The 16276-nt window shown below is 49.3% G+C and carries 20 protein-coding genes and 1 pseudogene; 7 read left to right on the top strand and 14 right to left on the bottom strand.

Translation table 11 applies throughout. The annotated features are described in order from the left end of the window. Positions 1–18 precede the first annotated feature (18 nt). The 4 genes from PXT33_RS12540 to PXT33_RS12525 all read left to right on the top strand — a co-directional run bounded on the left by PXT33_RS12540 (position 19) and on the right by PXT33_RS12525 (position 5132). On the top strand, positions 19–966 hold the full coding sequence (locus tag PXT33_RS12540; protein WP_005945026.1) for a sugar ABC transporter permease: 948 nt from the start codon (positions 19–21) through the stop codon (positions 964–966). Further along, on the top strand, positions 950–1885 hold the full coding sequence (locus PXT33_RS12535) for a carbohydrate ABC transporter permease (protein ID WP_405002387.1): 936 nt from the start codon (positions 950–952) through the stop codon (positions 1883–1885). The genes PXT33_RS12540 and PXT33_RS12535 overlap by 17 nt, the downstream gene beginning before the upstream one ends. Before the next feature lie 76 nt (positions 1886–1961). Then, positions 1962–3632, top strand: coding sequence for an extracellular solute-binding protein (locus PXT33_RS12530; RefSeq protein WP_347070351.1), 1671 nt, complete (start codon positions 1962–1964; stop codon positions 3630–3632). 24 nt (positions 3633–3656) lie between these two features. Beyond that, positions 3657–5132, top strand: coding sequence for a glycoside hydrolase family 32 protein (locus PXT33_RS12525; protein ID WP_332376709.1), 1476 nt, complete (start codon positions 3657–3659; stop codon positions 5130–5132). A gap of 84 nt (positions 5133–5216) precedes the next feature. On the opposite strand, the pseudogene PXT33_RS12520 reads toward PXT33_RS12525, so the two are convergent. The 13 genes and pseudogenes from PXT33_RS12520 to PXT33_RS12460 all read right to left on the bottom strand — a co-directional run. Then, positions 5217–5372: pseudogene (locus PXT33_RS12520) on the bottom strand (DUF6061 family protein); the annotation flags it as partial. A 389-nt stretch (positions 5373–5761) separates the two neighbouring features. Next, a complete protein-coding gene (locus tag PXT33_RS12515; protein ID WP_347070350.1) occupies positions 5762–6778 on the bottom strand; it encodes a tyrosine-type recombinase/integrase in 1017 nt (338 codons plus the stop codon). Then, positions 6775–6993: an integrase DNA-binding domain-containing protein gene (locus tag PXT33_RS12510; RefSeq protein WP_347070349.1), complete on the bottom strand. Its 219-nt coding sequence runs from the start codon at positions 6991–6993 to the stop codon at positions 6775–6777. The genes PXT33_RS12515 and PXT33_RS12510 overlap by 4 nt, the downstream gene beginning before the upstream one ends. Before the next feature lie 189 nt (positions 6994–7182). Next, positions 7183–8775, bottom strand: a complete 1593-nt coding sequence (locus tag PXT33_RS12505; RefSeq protein WP_291017564.1) for an AAA family ATPase — start codon at positions 8773–8775, stop codon at positions 7183–7185. Positions 8776–8899: 124 nt separating this feature from the next. After that, entirely contained in the window at positions 8900–9118 is a 219-nt protein-coding gene (locus PXT33_RS12500) for a DUF6462 family protein (RefSeq protein WP_113993144.1), read from the bottom strand. Positions 9119–9255: 137 nt separating this feature from the next. Then, entirely contained in the window at positions 9256–9735 is a 480-nt protein-coding gene (locus PXT33_RS12495; protein ID WP_347070348.1) for a type II toxin-antitoxin system PemK/MazF family toxin, read from the bottom strand. Positions 9736–9750: 15 nt separating this feature from the next. Further along, positions 9751–10521 (bottom strand): DUF6551 family protein, encoded by a 771-nt coding sequence (locus PXT33_RS12490; RefSeq protein ID WP_298637533.1) that lies wholly within the window; start codon positions 10519–10521, stop codon positions 9751–9753. Next, positions 10514–11539, bottom strand: a complete 1026-nt coding sequence (locus tag PXT33_RS12485) for a hypothetical protein (RefSeq protein ID WP_291017575.1) — start codon at positions 11537–11539, stop codon at positions 10514–10516. The genes PXT33_RS12490 and PXT33_RS12485 overlap by 8 nt, the downstream gene beginning before the upstream one ends. Next, the gene (locus PXT33_RS12480) at positions 11517–11762 is read right to left on the bottom strand and encodes a hypothetical protein (protein ID WP_298637534.1); all 246 of its coding nucleotides are present in this window, start codon (positions 11760–11762) and stop codon (positions 11517–11519) included. The genes PXT33_RS12485 and PXT33_RS12480 overlap by 23 nt, the downstream gene beginning before the upstream one ends. Positions 11763–12272: 510 nt before the next feature. After that, positions 12273–12593 carry a helix-turn-helix domain-containing protein gene (locus PXT33_RS12475; protein ID WP_291018908.1) on the bottom strand — a complete coding sequence of 107 codons (321 nt, stop codon included), beginning with the start codon at positions 12591–12593 and terminating at the stop codon, positions 12273–12275. Next, positions 12583–12726: a hypothetical protein gene (locus PXT33_RS12470; protein WP_291018905.1), complete on the bottom strand. Its 144-nt coding sequence runs from the start codon at positions 12724–12726 to the stop codon at positions 12583–12585. Before PXT33_RS12470 ends, PXT33_RS12475 begins: the two co-directional genes overlap by 11 nt. Before the next feature lie 135 nt (positions 12727–12861). Next, positions 12862–13299, bottom strand: coding sequence for a sigma-70 family RNA polymerase sigma factor (locus PXT33_RS12465; RefSeq protein WP_332376705.1), 438 nt, complete (start codon positions 13297–13299; stop codon positions 12862–12864). A 60-nt stretch (positions 13300–13359) separates the two neighbouring features. Further along, positions 13360–13488: an XRE family transcriptional regulator gene (locus PXT33_RS12460; RefSeq protein ID WP_347070347.1), complete on the bottom strand. Its 129-nt coding sequence runs from the start codon at positions 13486–13488 to the stop codon at positions 13360–13362. 324 nt (positions 13489–13812) lie between these two features. Here PXT33_RS12460 and PXT33_RS12455 point away from each other — a divergent pair, with 324 nt between their 5' ends. Next, complete coding sequence (locus tag PXT33_RS12455) at positions 13813–14148, top strand: hypothetical protein (protein WP_332376703.1); 336 nt, start codon at positions 13813–13815, stop codon at positions 14146–14148. Positions 14149–14407: 259 nt separating this feature from the next. Here the strand turns inward: PXT33_RS12455 and PXT33_RS12450 are convergent, their stop codons facing one another. After that, positions 14408–14647 (bottom strand): helix-turn-helix transcriptional regulator, encoded by a 240-nt coding sequence (locus PXT33_RS12450; protein ID WP_347070346.1) that lies wholly within the window; start codon positions 14645–14647, stop codon positions 14408–14410. 221 nt (positions 14648–14868) lie between these two features. Here PXT33_RS12450 and PXT33_RS12445 point away from each other — a divergent pair, with 221 nt between their 5' ends. Together PXT33_RS12445 and PXT33_RS12440 are read left to right on the top strand one after the other, a co-directional pair. Then, on the top strand, positions 14869–15099 hold the full coding sequence (locus PXT33_RS12445) for a hypothetical protein (protein ID WP_291018896.1): 231 nt from the start codon (positions 14869–14871) through the stop codon (positions 15097–15099). 163 nt (positions 15100–15262) lie between these two features. Next, positions 15263–16264 carry a YafY family protein gene (locus PXT33_RS12440; protein WP_298637536.1) on the top strand — a complete coding sequence of 334 codons (1002 nt, stop codon included), beginning with the start codon at positions 15263–15265 and terminating at the stop codon, positions 16262–16264. Positions 16265–16276: the final 12 nt, after the last annotated feature.

Below are 16276 nucleotides of genomic sequence, written 5' to 3'. Positions count from 1 at the left end.
AAAGGAGGAGAATGATTCATGAAAGCAAAGACGGCCTCGCCGGAAACGGCTGTGCTGACAGCAGAACGCAAGCTGCACAACACATGGGTCTACATCAAACGGCATTGGCAGCTTTACCTGTTGTTCCTGCTGCCTGCCGTGGCGCTGACGCTGGTGTTCAAGTACGCTCCCATGGGCGGTGTTCTGATCGCGTTCCAGAAGTACAATCCCTTCAAGGGCATCTGGGGCAGCGAGTGGGTAGGCTTCAAAAACTTTACCCGCTTCATGTCCTCGCCGGACTTCCAGCGCTATCTGATCAACACCCTGAAGCTGAGCGTCTACGGTCTGCTGTGGGGCTTCCCGATCCCCATCCTGCTGGCATTCCTGCTCAACCGTATCGAGAGCAAGAAGATCAAGCAGAAGGTGCAGCTGGTGCTGTATATGCCCAACTTCATCTCGGTCATCGTGCTGTGCGGCATCGTCCGGGTGCTGCTGAGTGTCACCGGTCCGGTGAACGGCCTGCTTCACACCAGCATCAACTTCATGACGCTGCCGGAAGCGTTCCGCCCCATCTACATCATCAGCGGCATCTGGCAGGGTGCCGGCTGGGCATCCATCATGTACACCGCATCCCTTTCTAACGCCAGCAAAGATCTGAAGGAAGCTGCGATGATCGACGGCGCAAACCTGATCCAGCAGATCATGACGGTGGAGTGGCCCGCCATTAAGGATATGGTCGTTATTCAGTTTATCCTGCAGGCAGGCAACATCATGAGCATCGGTTTTGAAAAAGCCTATGCCCTGCAAACGGACCTGAACCTGAACACTGCCGAGATCATTGCAACGTACGTTTATAAAAAGGGCCTGTTGGACGGCGATTACAGCTTTTCCACGGCAGTCGGTCTGTTCAACACCGTTGTCAACGTCATCCTGCTGATCGCAGTGAACAAGATCGTTGCCAAAATGAACGATGGCAAGGGCTTGTAAGGAGGGGTTTACCATGGCAAAACAGAAAAAATCAAAAATGGCCCTCTACACCAGACAAGATAAGATCATCCTGTACTGCGGCTACGCACTTCTGGGCTTGTTCCTGCTGGCGATCATCGTTCCGATGATCTACATCGTCATCGCGTCCTTTATGGACCCGGTCACTCTGCAAAACAAGGGCATCTCCTTTGATTTCAGCAAGTGGAGTCTGGATGCTTACCAGCGTGTCGTTTCGGACAAGCAGATCTGGGTCGGCTTCAGGAACGCGGTGCTTTACTCGATCATCTTCACCATCATCTCGGTAGCTGTGACGATGCTTGCCGCTTATCCCATGTCGCTGCCGGACTTCAAAGGCAAAGGGATCTTCAACACATTGTTTGTGATCACGATGTTTTTCAGCGGCGGTCTGATCCCCACCTACCTGCTCATCAACAATCTGGGTCTGCTGGATTCCATGTGGGCGGTCATTCTGCCGGGAGCATTCAGCGTGTGGAACATGATCATTGCCCGTACCTATTATCAAGGCATCCCGCGTGAGCTGCGCGAAGCTGCGGATGTGGATGGAGCCAGCGAGATGCTTTACTTCTTCAAGATCCTGCTGCCCGTCTGTATGCCGGTGGTGGCAGTTCTGGCCCTGTGGCAGTTCGTGGCCATGTGGAACAGCTACTTTGACGCCATGATCTACCTGAACAGCGCATCGAAGCAGCCGCTGCAGCTGGTGCTGCGTTCCATCCTGATCCAGAGCCAGCCGGAATCCGGCATGATCGCAGATATCCAGAGCACTGCCGAACGTGCCAAGATGGCAGAGCTGCTCAAATATGCAACCATTATTATTTCCAGTCTGCCGCTGCTGGTGATGTATCCCTTCTTCCAGAAGTATTTTGATGCCGGCATCATGGCTGGTTCCATTAAAGGCTGAGGATATTCCAGAATTTTATAAGCAGGTACGCTCATCTGTTACACGAAAAAAGAAACATGAAAAAGGAGAAAATACCATGAAAAAGCTGATCTCTCGCCGCAACTTCCTCAAAGTCTGCGCTCTGGCGGGTTCTGCCGCTGCTCTGTCTGCCTGTGGCGGCAAATCCACCGGCAGCGGCAATTCTGCTGCCGCAGATGTGGACGTGACCGGTGCCGTTACATTTCCGCTGTCCGAAAAGGTCACCTTTACCGGTATGACCAGCTTCCCTGTGGGCAGCGAACCCGAACCGAACAACCGCACCATCTTCAAGCGTCTGGAAGAGCAGACCAATGTGCACATCGACTGGACCGCCATCCAGTCCGACCAGTGGAGCGATAAGATCACCCTGAATATGTCCAACCCCAACACCCTGACGGATTTCGTTTTTACTGCTGATTTTACCGACAGCAATCTGCTGCGCTACGCAGATCAGGGTGTCATCCTCAATCTGGAAGACTACATTGACAACAATATGCCTTATCTCCAGAAGGTCTTTGAGCAGTACCCGGAGTACCGCACCATGTGCACCGACAGCGATGGCCACATCTGGGCACTGCCCTGGATCGAGCAGCTCGGCTCGGAAAAGACCGCCATCCAGACCATTGGCAACATGAGCTTCATCAATACCAAGTGGCTGAACTTCCTCGGTCTGTCGATGCCCACCACAGTGGACGAGTTTGAGCAGGTGCTGATTGCATTCCGTGATAACGCCGCTTCTATCAAGGCAGAGTATGGCATTGACGGCGACATCATCCCCATGTCCTGCATCGTCAACAACGGCGATCAGGACCCCAGCATCCTCATCAATGGCTTTGGCGAAGGCTACGGCGATGCAGACAAAGACCGCCATATCGCCGTTACCAACGACCGGAAAGTCATCTGTGCCGCCACCCAGCAGGGCTACCGTGATGGTCTGGACTGGCTGCACAAGCTGTATGCCGAGAAGCTCATTGACCCGGAGTGCTTCACGCAGGAGTGGTCCACCTATGTTTCCAAGGGCAAGGCTGGCCGCTATGGTGTCTGCTTCAGCTGGGATGTTGCCAACATTGACAACCTGACCGACTGGGAGCCGCTGCCCGCCCTGACCGCCGATACCCGCAATATCACCCCGCAGAACGGTTCTTTCACCAGCGGCTTTGCCCGCGGCAGATGCGTTGTCACCGCAAAGGCGACTAATCCTGCACTGGTTTGCGCATGGCTGGATCAGATGTACGCACCCCTCCAGTCTCCGCAGAACAACTGGGGTACTTACGGCGATGCGGAAGGCTTTAACATTTTTGAACTGTCCACCAACGATAAGGGCGAGCCCATGCTGAAGCACGCTCCTCTGGGCGATGCTTCTCCCGTGGAAGTCCGTGAAGCGCAGTGTGTCAGTGGACCTCTGGCGGTTCTGGATGATTACTATGGTGTATACGTTACCTGCCCGGACGATGCACAGTACCGTCTGGACTGGATCAAGGAGATCTACACCCCGGATATGAACAACGATTATGTCTATCCCAATGTCTTTATGAGCAGCGAGGACACCGAGCAGGTCTCTAACCTGCAGGCAGATCTGCAGACCTACATGAATACGCAGAAGGCCGACTGGATCATGAACGGCACGAAGGATGCAGAGTGGAACGAATATCTGAGCAAGCTGGAAGACTACGGTCTGTCCGACTATCTGGGCATTATGCAGAAATATCTGGATGCTTACTACGCATAAGAATTCTTTCCCTTGGAGGATTCCATGAACGATTTAACTTTACAAAAAGCCCGTGCCTACGAGGCCGAGCACGGCGCAGCCATTTCCCCGGCGGAACGCCCTGCTTACCACATGACTCCTTATGTGGGCTGGCTCAACGACCCCAACGGCTTCTCTTATTATAAAGGGAAGTATCATCAGTTCTATCAGTATAACCCCTACGATGTGCGGTGGGCGCCCATGCACTGGGGTCACGCGGTCAGCACCGACCTGCTGCACTGGGAGTATCTGCCCTGTGCGCTTGCCCCGGATTCCCCGGCGGACAACGGCCCCGGCTGCTTCTCCGGTTCTGCTACCGAGATGGATGACGGCAAGCAGCTGCTGATGTACACCAGCGTGGTGGCAGAAAAGCAGCCCAATGGGGAGATGCGGGATATCCAGACCCAGAGCATCGCCATTGGTGACGGTCTCAACTACGAAAAGCCTGCCTGCAACCCGGTGCTGACCCAGAAAGACCTGCCGGAAGGCTTCAGCAAGTTTGATTTCCGGGACCCCAAGATCTGGCGTGAGGCCGACGGCACCTACTCCGCCGTCACCGTCTGCCTGGCCGAGGACGGCAGCGGCGCAGCGGCACTGTTCCAGAGCAAGGACGGCTTCGACTGGCACTTTGTCACGGTGTTGGAACGCTGCAACAATCAGTACGGCAAAATGTGGGAGTGCCCGGACTTCTTCCCGCTGGACGGCAAGCAGGTCTTGATGCTCGGCCCCATGGAGATGCTGCCCAAGGGCGAGTTCCACAACGGTCACAACGTGATTGCCTTCATCGGCAGCTACGACGAAGCCACCCACACCTTCACCAAGGAAAACGTGCAGCTGATGGACGGCGGCATCGACTTCTACGCCACCCAGACCACCCTTGCCCCGGACGGCCGCCGCATCATGACCGCATGGCTGCAGACATGGTCGGACACCGAGGATAAGCCCCAGGGCTGCAAGTGGTTCGGGCAGACCATCTGCCCCCGCGAGCTGCACATCAAGGATGGACGTATTGTTCAGGCCCCGGTGCGGGAGCTGGACGCCGTCCACGGCAAGCGTACCCTGCACGAAAATGTGACGGTGCAAAGCGAAACTTCTCTGGAAGGCATCAAGGGCCGTGTGGCGGATCTGACCGTCACGGTGCAGCCCGGCGAATACCGCTCCTTCACCCTGAAGCTGGCTGCTGATGCAGACCATTACACCAGCCTGACCTACGACCCCTACACCTCCGAGCTGACGCTGGATCGCAGCTATGCCGGTTCCCGTGCCGACATTGTTCACCGCCGCAGCTGCAAGGTGCGCAGCCAGAACGGTGCCCTGAAGCTCCGCATCCTGCTGGATAAAAACAGCATCGAAGTTTTCGCCAACGACGGTGAACAGACCATGACCGCATGGATCTACACCCCCCAGTCTGCCGACGGCATCACCTTTGCCGCAGACGGCAAAGCAACTGTTACGGTGGAACAGTTTGAGCTGAATTTGTAACCTGATATTCCTTTCATTTCTCCTTCATTGAATACAGCCCCGCTTTGGCTTCTCCTTCGCCAAAGCGGGGCTGTGTTTGTTATGTTATTGCTCTTCCAGCCTGCCGTGGTCGCAACCAAGCGAGAGATAATGCTCAATCTCCCCACCCAGCACAAGATGGGCATACTCCAAGGGCTTGTTGTAGAGCAGCCAGTCCAGCTCTGCCCGCTGTGCCGGGGTGTTGCCGTATTCGTCCTCCACGTTTGGCGTATGGTGCAGTTTTTACTGGAAATTCATCAAAAGAAAAAGCCTGAAACTTCTCGGTACATCAAGAAGTTTCAGGCTTTGTTTCGCTTAAATTGGAAATTTACTGCTCAATCGGCTTCATCGTGGGGATGTGGCAAGAACTGGCTCTGTTATCGTCCGTCAGACTCCAACAACGTCCACGAAGTAAACCCTCTTTTCAATGAACCCTCCAACAAGCTCCAACAGCGTCCACGAAAGTTGTGTACAGTTTTGGTCACGGCCCTTTTTTGATGGAGCGTGACGGAAAACGTGACAACGGGTGTTGGTCACTGTCAAACCGTGATAAACGAGATGTGCTTCTTTGTCCAGCAGAGGAGAACATTTCGGTTATATCGCATCCGATTTTACCGCACGAGCAGCGCACTCTGCAATGCGGTCATAGATGCTTTCTTCTTTTCTTGGGTCGCTTCTGCGTACACATCCATTGTGGTGGTGATGTCCGCATGACCCATGATTTCCTGAATGACTTTCAGGTTGGTTTCGTTTTCGCAGAAGCGGGTGCAGAACGTATGCCGGAGATGATGGCAGCTAAAGTTGGGCAGGAGAATCGGGTCACGATTTTCTGCATCAGCCTTGGCTGCTTCCTCCTTATTGTAGTCTGCACAGATTGCATGAATCGTGCGATTGATCATTCCCGGCAGATAGACCTTGCCTTCCCCCGTACAGAACACAAATCCAGAATAACCATCAATTTCATCCGTGGAGAATCCAATCACTTTTTGATACTGATATTCTTCCAGAAATGCGTCGAACACATCATCCAGCATCGGGATGATACGGATGCCTGCGCTGGTTTTAGGGGAGTTGACATGATTCGTGCAGGAGCCATCTTCCTGAACGCGATAGACCAGATTGTGATTGATGCTGATCGTTCGATTCTTGAAGTCAATGTCCTGCCACCGCAGACCCAATACTTCGCCAATGCGACAGCCAGTACCCAGCATTACTGTAAACAGTGGATACCATCCGCGATACTCCTCGCTGTTGGCGATGTAATTGGTGAAGGCTTTCTGTTCAGGAATGGTAAGCGCATGACGCTTTTTCTTTTCCCAACTATGGCTTTTCTTGATTTCGGTCATAACGCCCTCCGTAGGATTCAAACGCAGCAGTCCATCACGGACGGCCATTGTAAAGGTCGGATGCAGCAAAGTATTCACGATCTCCATGCTGTTCGGCTTAAAGCCTTTTTCCATGATCAGGGAGTAGTAGAACTTCTTCACATCCGTATATTTGATCTTGCTGATGCGCCGTTTCCCGAAATCGACACGGACATAGTGGTTGTATATATATTTGTAGTTGGTCAGGGTGGATTGCTTCAGGTCGTACTTCTGGGAAATGTACTCGTCAAACAGTTCGTTCAACGTAATGCGCTCTGCACGGTCGGGGTCAAGACCATCCTCGATTGCTCTGCGAATTTTGACCTCTTTTTTCTTAGTTCGCTCAACTCCTTTGCATAGACCGCTTTTTGCTCACCGCGAATCGTAGTATAGCGGAACACATAGCGACCATCTTTACGCTGGGATTCGCCTTTTTTCAAAGCGTATCCACGGGAATCTTTTCTTGCTTTTGTTGCCATTCTTCTCACCTCATTTTCAGATTAGAGGAAAACAGCCATATCCTGATGGACTGCATCAGAGATTTTGCAATCACTTTTTGCTGTCCTGCTCCAAGGATACTCTATGTTCTCCATCATTGCAAGGATGTCGGATTCTGGGAAACAAAAAAATCGCCGTTTCAAATGAAACGGCGACCCGGTATGGAATATTTACTTTTGAATCTTTTCAATCAGGCACTCATGCTTCTTCGTGGTTTTGTCGTAGTTGATGCCTACCAGCAGCAGGTTTCCCTGATAGTCCTTCAACGCATCCCCATAGTTCTTGTTCTTGATTTGAGCCAATGCGCCGGATGCGCTCTTGTCCCATTTCAGTTCGATCACCACAGCGGGCTTATCCTGATGCAGCCTGCGGGGAATAAAGCACACATCCGCAAAGCCTTTGCCTGCGGGCAGTTCACGCACCAGCGTGTAATACTCCCGCGCAAAATAGAACGCCAGATTGATGGTGCAGCTCAGGGAGTTTTCATCGTTGTATTGCAGGATAGAGACTTCTTCATGTGCCTTGTCGATGCCGGCGGCCACGGCATCCACATCCATTGCCCACAATGCTTCGAGCAGCTTGCGGGATGCGTCAACGGAATCCATGACTCCTTTCCAGTTCATCGTGCTGATGGCATTGACGTACTCCTGCGAAACTTCCTTGTTGGGAATCGTCACGGTTTCGCTTGAACTATCGTAGGTCAGATAGCCCAGATGCACCAGCAGCGTCAGCACATCGTCTTTGCAGGAGAAAGTGGTCATATCGTTGCTGAATGTACCGGTGTTGATCTTTACACGCTCGCCAGCAAGCATTCTGACCACAGCATCCTGCAAACCATCCATATCCATCTGGATGTAAATTTTCAGGGCTTCGTAGGTTTCGGTCTGGTTCCAGTAGGTGCCGAACTTGTGCCGCAGCATAGCTTCCACAACCGATTTCGGGCTGTACATAGAATAATGCACATCGCCGGACTGCCGGTGGGCAATCAGGTCATAGCCATCGTACCATGCTCTGGCTTCCTCAAAGTTCATCTGATACTTGTCACAGAGAGCAGCCACTTCTTGTTCGGTGAAACCAAAGTATTCTGCCAGATCACCGGGGTCGGTCATGGAATACTCCGTGAACATATTCAGCGCAGAATGGGAGCCATATTTCTTGATGGGCAGAATACCCGTCATATAGGCCAGTGCAACATAATCCTTGTCTTTCAGCCATGCCCGCAGGAAGTCCAGATATTTCTTCTGTGCATCCTGATTTTGCTGATATTCCCGGAACAGGCAATCCCACTCGTCAATCAGGATCACAAACGACCGTTTTGTTTTTGCGTAGATGTCCTTCATCACCTGAATGAGGTTGCTCTCATCCCGAAAACGCACTTCCTGAAAGTGGTCGGTCAGGTCAAAGACCAGATACTTTTGCAGCATGGTCAGCATTTCATCCATGCTGTGCGTCATGCTCAGAAATTCCTGCATATTGACCTTGAGGACATCGTACTGGTTCCGATGCTGCTGATAAGAACCCGTCTTGCTGATTTTCAGAGGGTCAAACAGGGATGCGGTATCTTCGCCGCGGTCGTAGTAGGCTGCAAGCATATCCGCAGCCATCGACTTGCCGAAGCGTCTGGGGCGGCTGACGCAGATGAACTTCTGCCGGGTGTTGATGACAGCGTTCGTCTTTTCGATCAGCCCGGACTTATCCACATAGATCTCAGAGTTCAGGCTTTCCTGAAAGCCCTTGCTGCCCGGATTCAGATAACTGCCCATGCGGCACCCTCCCATCTCAGCAAATGTTACTATGTTCATTATACTCTAATCTTCCCAGAATCACAAGAACAGGTAACAGGGTTTTATGTAAGACCTCCGGCGGTGCGCCGGAGGTGCAAAATGCTCACATACGGAAGGTGTCCAGATACTCATCAAAAATGTCCAGATTCACCAGCACCACGCGGCGAATCTTGTAAATTGCTCCTGCTTCCTTTGCGAGCTGTTCAAATGTATGCAGACCCATCGAGTAGAGTTCTGCACCCTCCTGATAGCGGACAAAACGCTTCTTGCCCGACTTGACCATGGGTTCCAGTTCCTTGATTTCAGTTCTTGCAAATGCCATATTGTACCTCTTTTCTATTATGAGTGATTGCTTTCCAGATGCCATTGAATGCCATCCTGCTCCAAGGATATCCAGATTGCTCCATGATTGCAAGGATGCCAAAATTGCGAGTTTACCATTTGTGATTTTTTCGTCTGTTATGCTGTTTTGGAATCGTTTTTGACCAAATTTTCCTGATCCAGTGCCAGACTGCATTTCAGAGCTTTCTCTATTTGCGCCATTTCCCAGTCGCTTGTCAGCCCCATGAAATTGTTGATGCGCTCTTTATCGATGGTGAAAAGCTGCTCCAGTAGTACAACAGATGGACGATTAAACGCCGGGTTCTTATCAATGAGAACATGGGTCGGCTGATTGGGCTTTTTGGAAATCTTAGAGGTCACTGCGGCTACAATGACAGTCGGCGAAAATTTGTTTCCTGTATTATTTTGAATAACAATAACAGGACGTTTGCCGCCCTGCTCTGAACCATAGTGTGGGTCTAAATCGGCAAAGTAGATTTCTCCACGGCGGAAGCCGAAATTTCTTGTCACATAAACGATAACGACCAAGCCCCTTTGTAATATGTAGCAAAAGCCGCCCAGCAGGACGGCTTTTGCAGTGAAAAGGAAATCTGCCATAAGCAGGGAAATGACTTACTGCTTGATGGGAAGGCTTTTTGTGCGACTGGAGCCGTTGTAGGCTTTCAGAATCTGGAGCATATACTTCTGATAGTTCGGCCCGGTCATTGCCTGACCGCTGCGATAAATCGCCACAGGGCTGGTGCGCTGGAGCTGCCGAATCAGGCGAATAGGGTCATACTCGTGGTCGTACAGAGCGACAAACTGTGTCACGCCCTGCAATACCTCGGCACGGAGGGAATCAATATCGCCCTCCCATGCTTCTGCCAGCACACGGAGCGCATCGGTGTAAATGCGCGCACCGTGTTTCCGATACTCGGCAAAGGCCGTAGCGATGCAGGCGATTTTCCACTTTGCGTGGCTCTGAGCAAAGCTCAGACCAAAGCCTGCACGGTTGGTGGCGTTCAGAAATGCAATGGCTTCCGGGTCGCCGCCGCGAATCTTGGCGCGCATTTTTGCGCCTGCGGTCAGCGGGGCAGAAACGCCGGTCTGCTGTGCAAACAGCAAGGCTTCCTGCTGTTCCGTCAATCCCGAATAAACCTTGCAGACGATGTTCAAGTCGCAGTTGTTGTTCAGCAGCTTGCGGGCGGCGATGGTGTGCTGACCATCGAAAACATAGTAGTGACCGTCCCGGTAGCTGACCTTGGGGGCATTGGCGATGCGCTCATCAAACTCGGCGGCGATTCGCTTGACACGGTTGGCATTGAGGTTCCGCTGGTAGTAGCTGCGCGGAACTTCCAGAAACTTGCTGTTGATGACCATTTCGTGATGAACAAGTTTAATCATAGGCAAATTCTCCTTCCAATTTTACGATATAATCCTTTGCTTTCTGCAAAAGTCCAACGACTTTCTGACGGATTTTTGGGTTTTTGAGGAACTCTGGGTAATGTTCAAAGCAAACATTTAGACGATAGATCATGCTGTCTGCTGCGGATGCCACTTCGCTGAGCATTCCTTCGGCATCAGCCACCTGTTCAACTGATTCCATTTTTGTAGATAGTGTGCGAATCGTTTGCAATGCAGTCTGTTTTTGCTTTGACTGAATGATCGGTTCAGGAGGGACTTCAATGACTGCTGGCTCTGCTTGGACTTCACATGGAGCGATAGAAGTAGTGGACTTTTCAACTTTCTTTGATTTGGATGTTGATTTACTGCTGGACTTTTTTGTTTCTTTGGGAGCACAGATTTTTTCGACAAGTGCCGGACGATCTTCGGGCGGTGCGCGAGCAACGGATGCAATCTCGGCTGCGGTCGGTTTTACCTCGCCGGAAAGGACTTTCCTGCGTGTTCCGGGAACTGCTTCCTCGGCAGCATCTACACCTTTGGCGTATTGCTTTGCTTTCACAACATAGGTGCGTCCCACGCCCGCTTCATTTGCTATTCGTTCGCAAGTTAATTCGTTTTTTGGTGAATGACGCATTGTGTCATTCACCAAAACGGTGTATTGATTTCCCTGAAAGCCACGAGCTTGAGTTTCGGCTTCATACTGTTTCCCGATAAGGTACTTTTTCTGTTCCGGGGTGAGGTTGCGCCGCCCTAGCTGATTCTTGCAAATCCAAATGATTACTTCATAACGGTCTGCAAACGTTTTCTCGTGGACGGTATATGGGATGTCGGGATGCTTCTGAAGAATTGCGTAACGGTTATGACCGTCAATAATCAGTCCATTCCACACGATGATGGGGTTGATGACCTTGCCATCGCTGACGATGTTCTTTTCGAGCTGATCCAGCTCCTCAGATGTCAGCGGCGGAATCTTGCCCTGAAACTCCGGGTCAATCTTAAGCGCAGTCAATTTCATCATCGAACCGACCTTTCTTAAAATAGGTGGCTTTCGGGCTAGTGGGCTGGATGTAGTAGTCGTAGCCAAAACGGGTCTGGCAGTAGGTGCAGGGTTCCTTGGTGAGCTGGTAGGGGTCAGCACGACGGACACGGATGCCGCGCGCATTGCGGAAAGCACTCAGGCAGTGCGGGCAGAGGGTGGTCAGGGTCGATTCATCGGGCTTGCGAGTAAAATTACGGCTCATAATCATTACCTCCGTTTCGTATAGGTGAGTGTTCGGTATGGAAAAAGCCCATCGCCGTGGTTCAGAAGAATCCCGGTGGTGGGCTTTGAAGTTTTGCTTTAAGTTTTTCCAACCTATTTGTCCTCGACCCCCGTTGGATTTGGAATACACCTCGGTAAGTGGGGACTTGCACCCCACTCCACATTGGCTTCTTCAGCCACCCCGTCTTCTTTATGACCGGGCCGCGAGTTACGGAAGTTTCATTATTTTGTCCGAGGGAATGATATTCAATTTTCAAGGTACGGTTTCCAGATTTGGGTTTCTCCCCGTCTGGGGTGTTGCCCTTGCTGTGACCATAGTGTACCTGAAAACCGATTGCCTTTTTAGGATGCATTCCTTCCGCTTTTTGGGCTTTTTCAACTGAAAAAGCAGCAAAACCGGAAGCTTTCCTTCCGGTATCACATAGACACGTTTGATTTTTTGACAACAAAAAAGAAGCCGGAGATCACTCTCCGACTTCCCGTAGATTTGTTATTCGACCTCAATCTCCATTGCAAATGCCAGAAGATGTTCCCTCAACGATTTCATAGCCTGCTTCTGGTCATTGATTTTTTTACTGAGTGCCAGCTCAGTTTTTGTTTCAACTTGCCCAAGAATGAGGTAATCCAGAGTGACATCAAAATGTACTGCAATCTCAACAAACAAGTCCAGCGGTGCATAAGTGCCTTTTTCCAGACTTCTCATGTGCCGATCACTAATGTTCAGTTTGATTGCGGCTTCTTCTTGTGTCAGTCCATGTGCTTTGCGTAATTTCTGGATTCTATAACCAGCGGCGTAAGGATTAAAGTACATAAGCCAGCCCTCCGACCATGCAGGAGTGCAGCCACAGGCCACACCACAGGGTCAGAGCGCGGGCGGACATTCGACACTGGCAGTTCGCTTGACTGCCGGGGCTGGGTTCGTACTCAATCAATCTTCTTTTCATTGCTTTCTTCGTCCTTTCCTTTGTCGATTATGGCAATGTTATGGGGCGGAGCATGGAGAATGCACGGTGCGCTCTCCATGATAGAGAAAAACATCCCTATATTATATAGGACAAAAAACGGATAAAAGTTAGGGTTCAATCGCAAAAGTTAAAGAAGTTGCATCTTTCTCGAAGTGTAGATAAAGCGGATTTAATACACTCCGAGACACTTCCTGCTGTTACACCCTCTTTTTGCGCAATATCTGATAGCTTAAATCCCTGATAATAGTGATCGTAGCACCGTTTGGCCTGTTTGGGTGGGAGGGACAGAATGGCTTCATAAATGCTCATAGCAGAATGCCGCTGTTCGACAGAATCCACGAGAGCCGGTTTCTGAAAAAGGACACATTGCTCTACTGGAAAAGTCGGATCATCCAGTGAATGATATGCATGATATCGGCTTACTTGACGTAGAAAAGCATCTTCTTGATGCTTAAAATCAATAAATAACTGATGGATTTCCTCCGAAACTTCAGCAAAAAAATCCTCAGTGTATGTGGTGGGATAATGCTCTTTCAAGTTAATCGTAGGCATAGGCTTCCTCAAATCCGGTCAGGTTGTTGGCGAAATCGAATCAAGGGAGTGTAAGTACTCCTATTGAATTTCCTGCTCAAGATCATCAAACAAAGGGCAGGAGAAAAACTCTCCAAGAGAAATGTTAAGGCCGTCGCAGAGTTTTTTGATCGTCCCGATAGAAACACTGTGTCGGGAGGAATCGAGCATACTGTAAACGGTAGATGGCGTAACACCGGAACGGACAGCAAGTTCATTTGGACAAATCCCCGCTGGTCACAAATCTCTTTGAAACGAATCGCCACAGCGTCCTTTACAGACAGCTCAATAACATCTTTTACTATCATGCTGCGCCTCCTTTGCATGATAGTAACGGATATTGAAATTTTTCGTGTACGCACCTGCGTATATTGACGAAAAGATGACAATATTTCATCAATGTCTTAGGCAGTACGAATTGTCTATTGCAATTTTAACTATATAGAAATATACTTATAAGTACCAAATCATTCCACCGTATAGGAGGACATTATCATGGCAAGACCCAAGGGAAGCAAGAACAAGACCCGTACCGTAAAAGTTACCGTTGATTATGCAGCAGTCGTTGCAGAAAAGGCCGCAGAAAAGGAAAAACTCGAATCTGAGGTTGCTGCGCTGATTGCCAATATCGATGATCTGAAGGCGCAGCTGAAAACCAAAAAGGCCAATCTAAAGGCTGCGACTAAAGATCTGGCGAAGGCTGAAGTAAAGAAGGCTGCTGTTGAAGCAAAGGCAGCAGAGGAAGCCAAGAAAGGCGAAGCCGAGGATGTGCTGAAGAAGCTGTTGGCCAGTGGTATGACTGCTGAAGAAATCCTTGCCAAGCTCCAGTGATGCGTTATGGGCGCAAGCAAGCGTATCTGTCCGAATTGCGGGCGCAAGATGAAGCAGCAGTTCATAGGTCTGTTTCATTGCAAGTGCGGAACAAGCTGGAAGCGTGATATTGGTTTCTTTGAACGCACTCCAGATATGGTCTTTGCACTTGAACGTAAAATGGTTAGCGGCAAAGTAAAGCAGCTACCTGTAATACGGTACAAATAAGAGAATGCCCACCGGCTTGAAAGCTGGTGGGCATTTTTGCTGTTGTTCTTACCTACTTAACAATAGTCTTTATAAAGGCTGTGAGAGTTTGAATCTGTTCTTCATCAAGTTTATCGAGTTGATTTACAAGTGCATTGATTCCATCTGCATGGTCTTCATTGAAATCAAAAAATTCTTGCGGAGTTACGTTGAGATATTCGCAAATATAGAAGAAGCTCGACATGGCAGGAAACGCTGATCCACTCTCGATAGCACGAATGTATCCGGGATTCTGTCCGAGGGAAAGACTCATATCCCTTGCGGAGACACCTTTTTGTATCCGTAGTTCAGCAAGCCTCTTTGAAAAAGTTTCTCGTACATAACTGCCGCCCTCCTTCTCTATCTTATTGTAGTCGAGAGAAGGCTCAAAACCGGACGATTCTATCTACAATTTTTAATTGATATAATCAGTCATTCGTGATAGACTGTTTGTATGAGAACGAAAAAATCAAATGTGTCGCTGAGAGGTGGAAAATGCTTGACTACGATGAAATTGGTTACTCTGAAATAGAGGATTGCATAATTGATGCGAGAGAAGGAAACCTCAGTTCGTACTGGCAGGGATACGCTGAGAGGGAATTTGACGCGCTACGGGATGCTAACGGAAAGTTTCCAGAAAGGGCAAGACGGTTGTATAAAGAATATAAAAGGATTTTGAAAAATGTCCCCCAGGCAGAATCCGACGAGGAAAAAGCCTTGCCGTAAAACAATATGGTGTCTAATAAAGCAATGCTGAACAACTTTACTTGTGAGATGTCACCATATGATGACATCTCATGGTTGCATTGTTGTGGAGAATGAAGTATTATTATAAATATAGTATTGTCAATTTTGTGCGAAATGAAGATGGCAGGGGCGTGAATCTTAAATGCAAAATGAAACATCGCTTCGAGTTCTGTACCTATACAAAATACTTATGCGCTATTCGGATGTAGATCATCCTCTGTCAACCAATCAGATTCTTCAGTATTTTGATTCCATGTATGGTATCCGAATGCATCGAACGACTGTTTCAAAATATGTCGAACTATTATGCAGCAGTGGAATAGACGTTGTAGAAATCAGGTCGCGTAGCAAGAAGTATTATGTCAACGATCGAACATTTGATCTCCCAGAATTAAAACTTCTAATAGATGCGGTTCAAGCATCCCGATTCATATCTGCAAAAAAGAGCGAGGCACTTGTAGAAAAACTCACAAGCCTTGCAAGCGAGGAAAGCAAGGAAGAACTCAGGCGAAACCTTATCAATACAAGTAAGGTTAAATCCGAAAATGAAAAGACGTATTACATAATTGATGCAATCAATTCCGCAATTAATTCTGGCAAAAAAATTTCTTTCTATTATACTGAATACGACGAGCAAAAGAATCTTATCATAAAAAATGGGGGAAAGCCTTACTGCATAAGCCCATATTCATTAATTTGGAACGGGGACTATTATTATGTTGTAGGTTTTTATGAAGCGAGAAACCGCGTTCATACATTCCGTATAGACAGAATAGCGCGTCAACCGGAAATCTTGAGTGAGGATGCCTATCCCATGCCAGCAGATTTTGACACTTCGGAGTATGCACTTGGAGTGTTTCAAATGTTTGACACATATAAGTCGGAAAAAATCACGCTAATAGTTGAAAATGCTCTGATGAAATATATCATAGATCAGTTTGGAATAGATGTTCATACTGAGAGGTATGATGATGATCATTTTTCCGCGCAGGTAACGGTCAGCGCAAGTCCGAATTTTTTCAGATGGATTTTCGGGTGGGGCGGCAGAATCGTTATTAGATCCCCTGAAAGTGTTGTTTTCCAGTATCGGAAAATGGTTGAGTCCATTATAGAACAGCAAAAAATATTTCTGCATTCTAATTGAAGCTGGAGCAGT

This window comes from Faecalibacterium taiwanense, from assembly GCF_036632915.2.
Lineage (GTDB): Bacteria > Bacillota > Clostridia > Oscillospirales > Ruminococcaceae > Faecalibacterium > Faecalibacterium taiwanense.
The sequence above is the reverse complement of the archived record's forward strand: the minus strand, read 5'-3'. Positions and strand labels throughout refer to the sequence as shown.

Bases quoted from the DNA above. Each gene is read 5' to 3' on its own strand.
- PXT33_RS12530 (WP_347070351.1), top strand. From the start codon at position 1,962: ATGAAAAAGCTGATCTCTCGCCGCAACTTCCTCAAAGTCTGCGCTCTG.
- PXT33_RS12475 (WP_291018908.1), bottom strand. From the start codon at position 12,593: ATGTACTTTAATCCTTACGCCGCTGGTTATAGAATCCAGAAATTACGC.
- PXT33_RS12450 (WP_347070346.1), bottom strand. From the start codon at position 14,647: ATGAGTCTTTCCCTCGGACAGAATCCCGGATACATTCGTGCTATCGAG.
- PXT33_RS12465 (WP_332376705.1), bottom strand. From the start codon at position 13,299: ATGCCTACGATTAACTTGAAAGAGCATTATCCCACCACATACACTGAG.
- PXT33_RS12460 (WP_347070347.1), bottom strand. From the start codon at position 13,488: ATGCTCGATTCCTCCCGACACAGTGTTTCTATCGGGACGATCAAAAAA.
- PXT33_RS12445 (WP_291018896.1), top strand. From the start codon at position 14,869: ATGCTTGACTACGATGAAATTGGTTACTCTGAAATAGAGGATTGCATA.
- PXT33_RS12490 (WP_298637533.1), bottom strand. From the start codon at position 10,521: ATGATTAAACTTGTTCATCACGAAATGGTCATCAACAGCAAGTTTCTG.
- PXT33_RS12495 (WP_347070348.1), bottom strand. From the start codon at position 9,735: ATGGCAGATTTCCTTTTCACTGCAAAAGCCGTCCTGCTGGGCGGCTTT.
- PXT33_RS12510 (WP_347070349.1), bottom strand. From the start codon at position 6,993: ATGGCAACAAAAGCAAGAAAAGATTCCCGTGGATACGCTTTGAAAAAA.
- PXT33_RS12505 (WP_291017564.1), bottom strand. From the start codon at position 8,775: ATGGGCAGTTATCTGAATCCGGGCAGCAAGGGCTTTCAGGAAAGCCTG.
- PXT33_RS12455 (WP_332376703.1), top strand. From the start codon at position 13,813: ATGGCAAGACCCAAGGGAAGCAAGAACAAGACCCGTACCGTAAAAGTT.
- PXT33_RS12440 (WP_298637536.1), top strand. From the start codon at position 15,263: ATGCAAAATGAAACATCGCTTCGAGTTCTGTACCTATACAAAATACTT.
- PXT33_RS12485 (WP_291017575.1), bottom strand. From the start codon at position 11,539: ATGATGAAATTGACTGCGCTTAAGATTGACCCGGAGTTTCAGGGCAAG.
- PXT33_RS12535 (WP_405002387.1), top strand. From the start codon at position 950: ATGGCAAGGGCTTGTAAGGAGGGGTTTACCATGGCAAAACAGAAAAAA.
- PXT33_RS12480 (WP_298637534.1), bottom strand. From the start codon at position 11,762: ATGAGCCGTAATTTTACTCGCAAGCCCGATGAATCGACCCTGACCACC.
- PXT33_RS12500 (WP_113993144.1), bottom strand. From the start codon at position 9,118: ATGGCATTTGCAAGAACTGAAATCAAGGAACTGGAACCCATGGTCAAG.
- PXT33_RS12470 (WP_291018905.1), bottom strand. From the start codon at position 12,726: ATGAAAAGAAGATTGATTGAGTACGAACCCAGCCCCGGCAGTCAAGCG.
- PXT33_RS12525 (WP_332376709.1), top strand. From the start codon at position 3,657: ATGAACGATTTAACTTTACAAAAAGCCCGTGCCTACGAGGCCGAGCAC.
- PXT33_RS12540 (WP_005945026.1), top strand. From the start codon at position 19: ATGAAAGCAAAGACGGCCTCGCCGGAAACGGCTGTGCTGACAGCAGAA.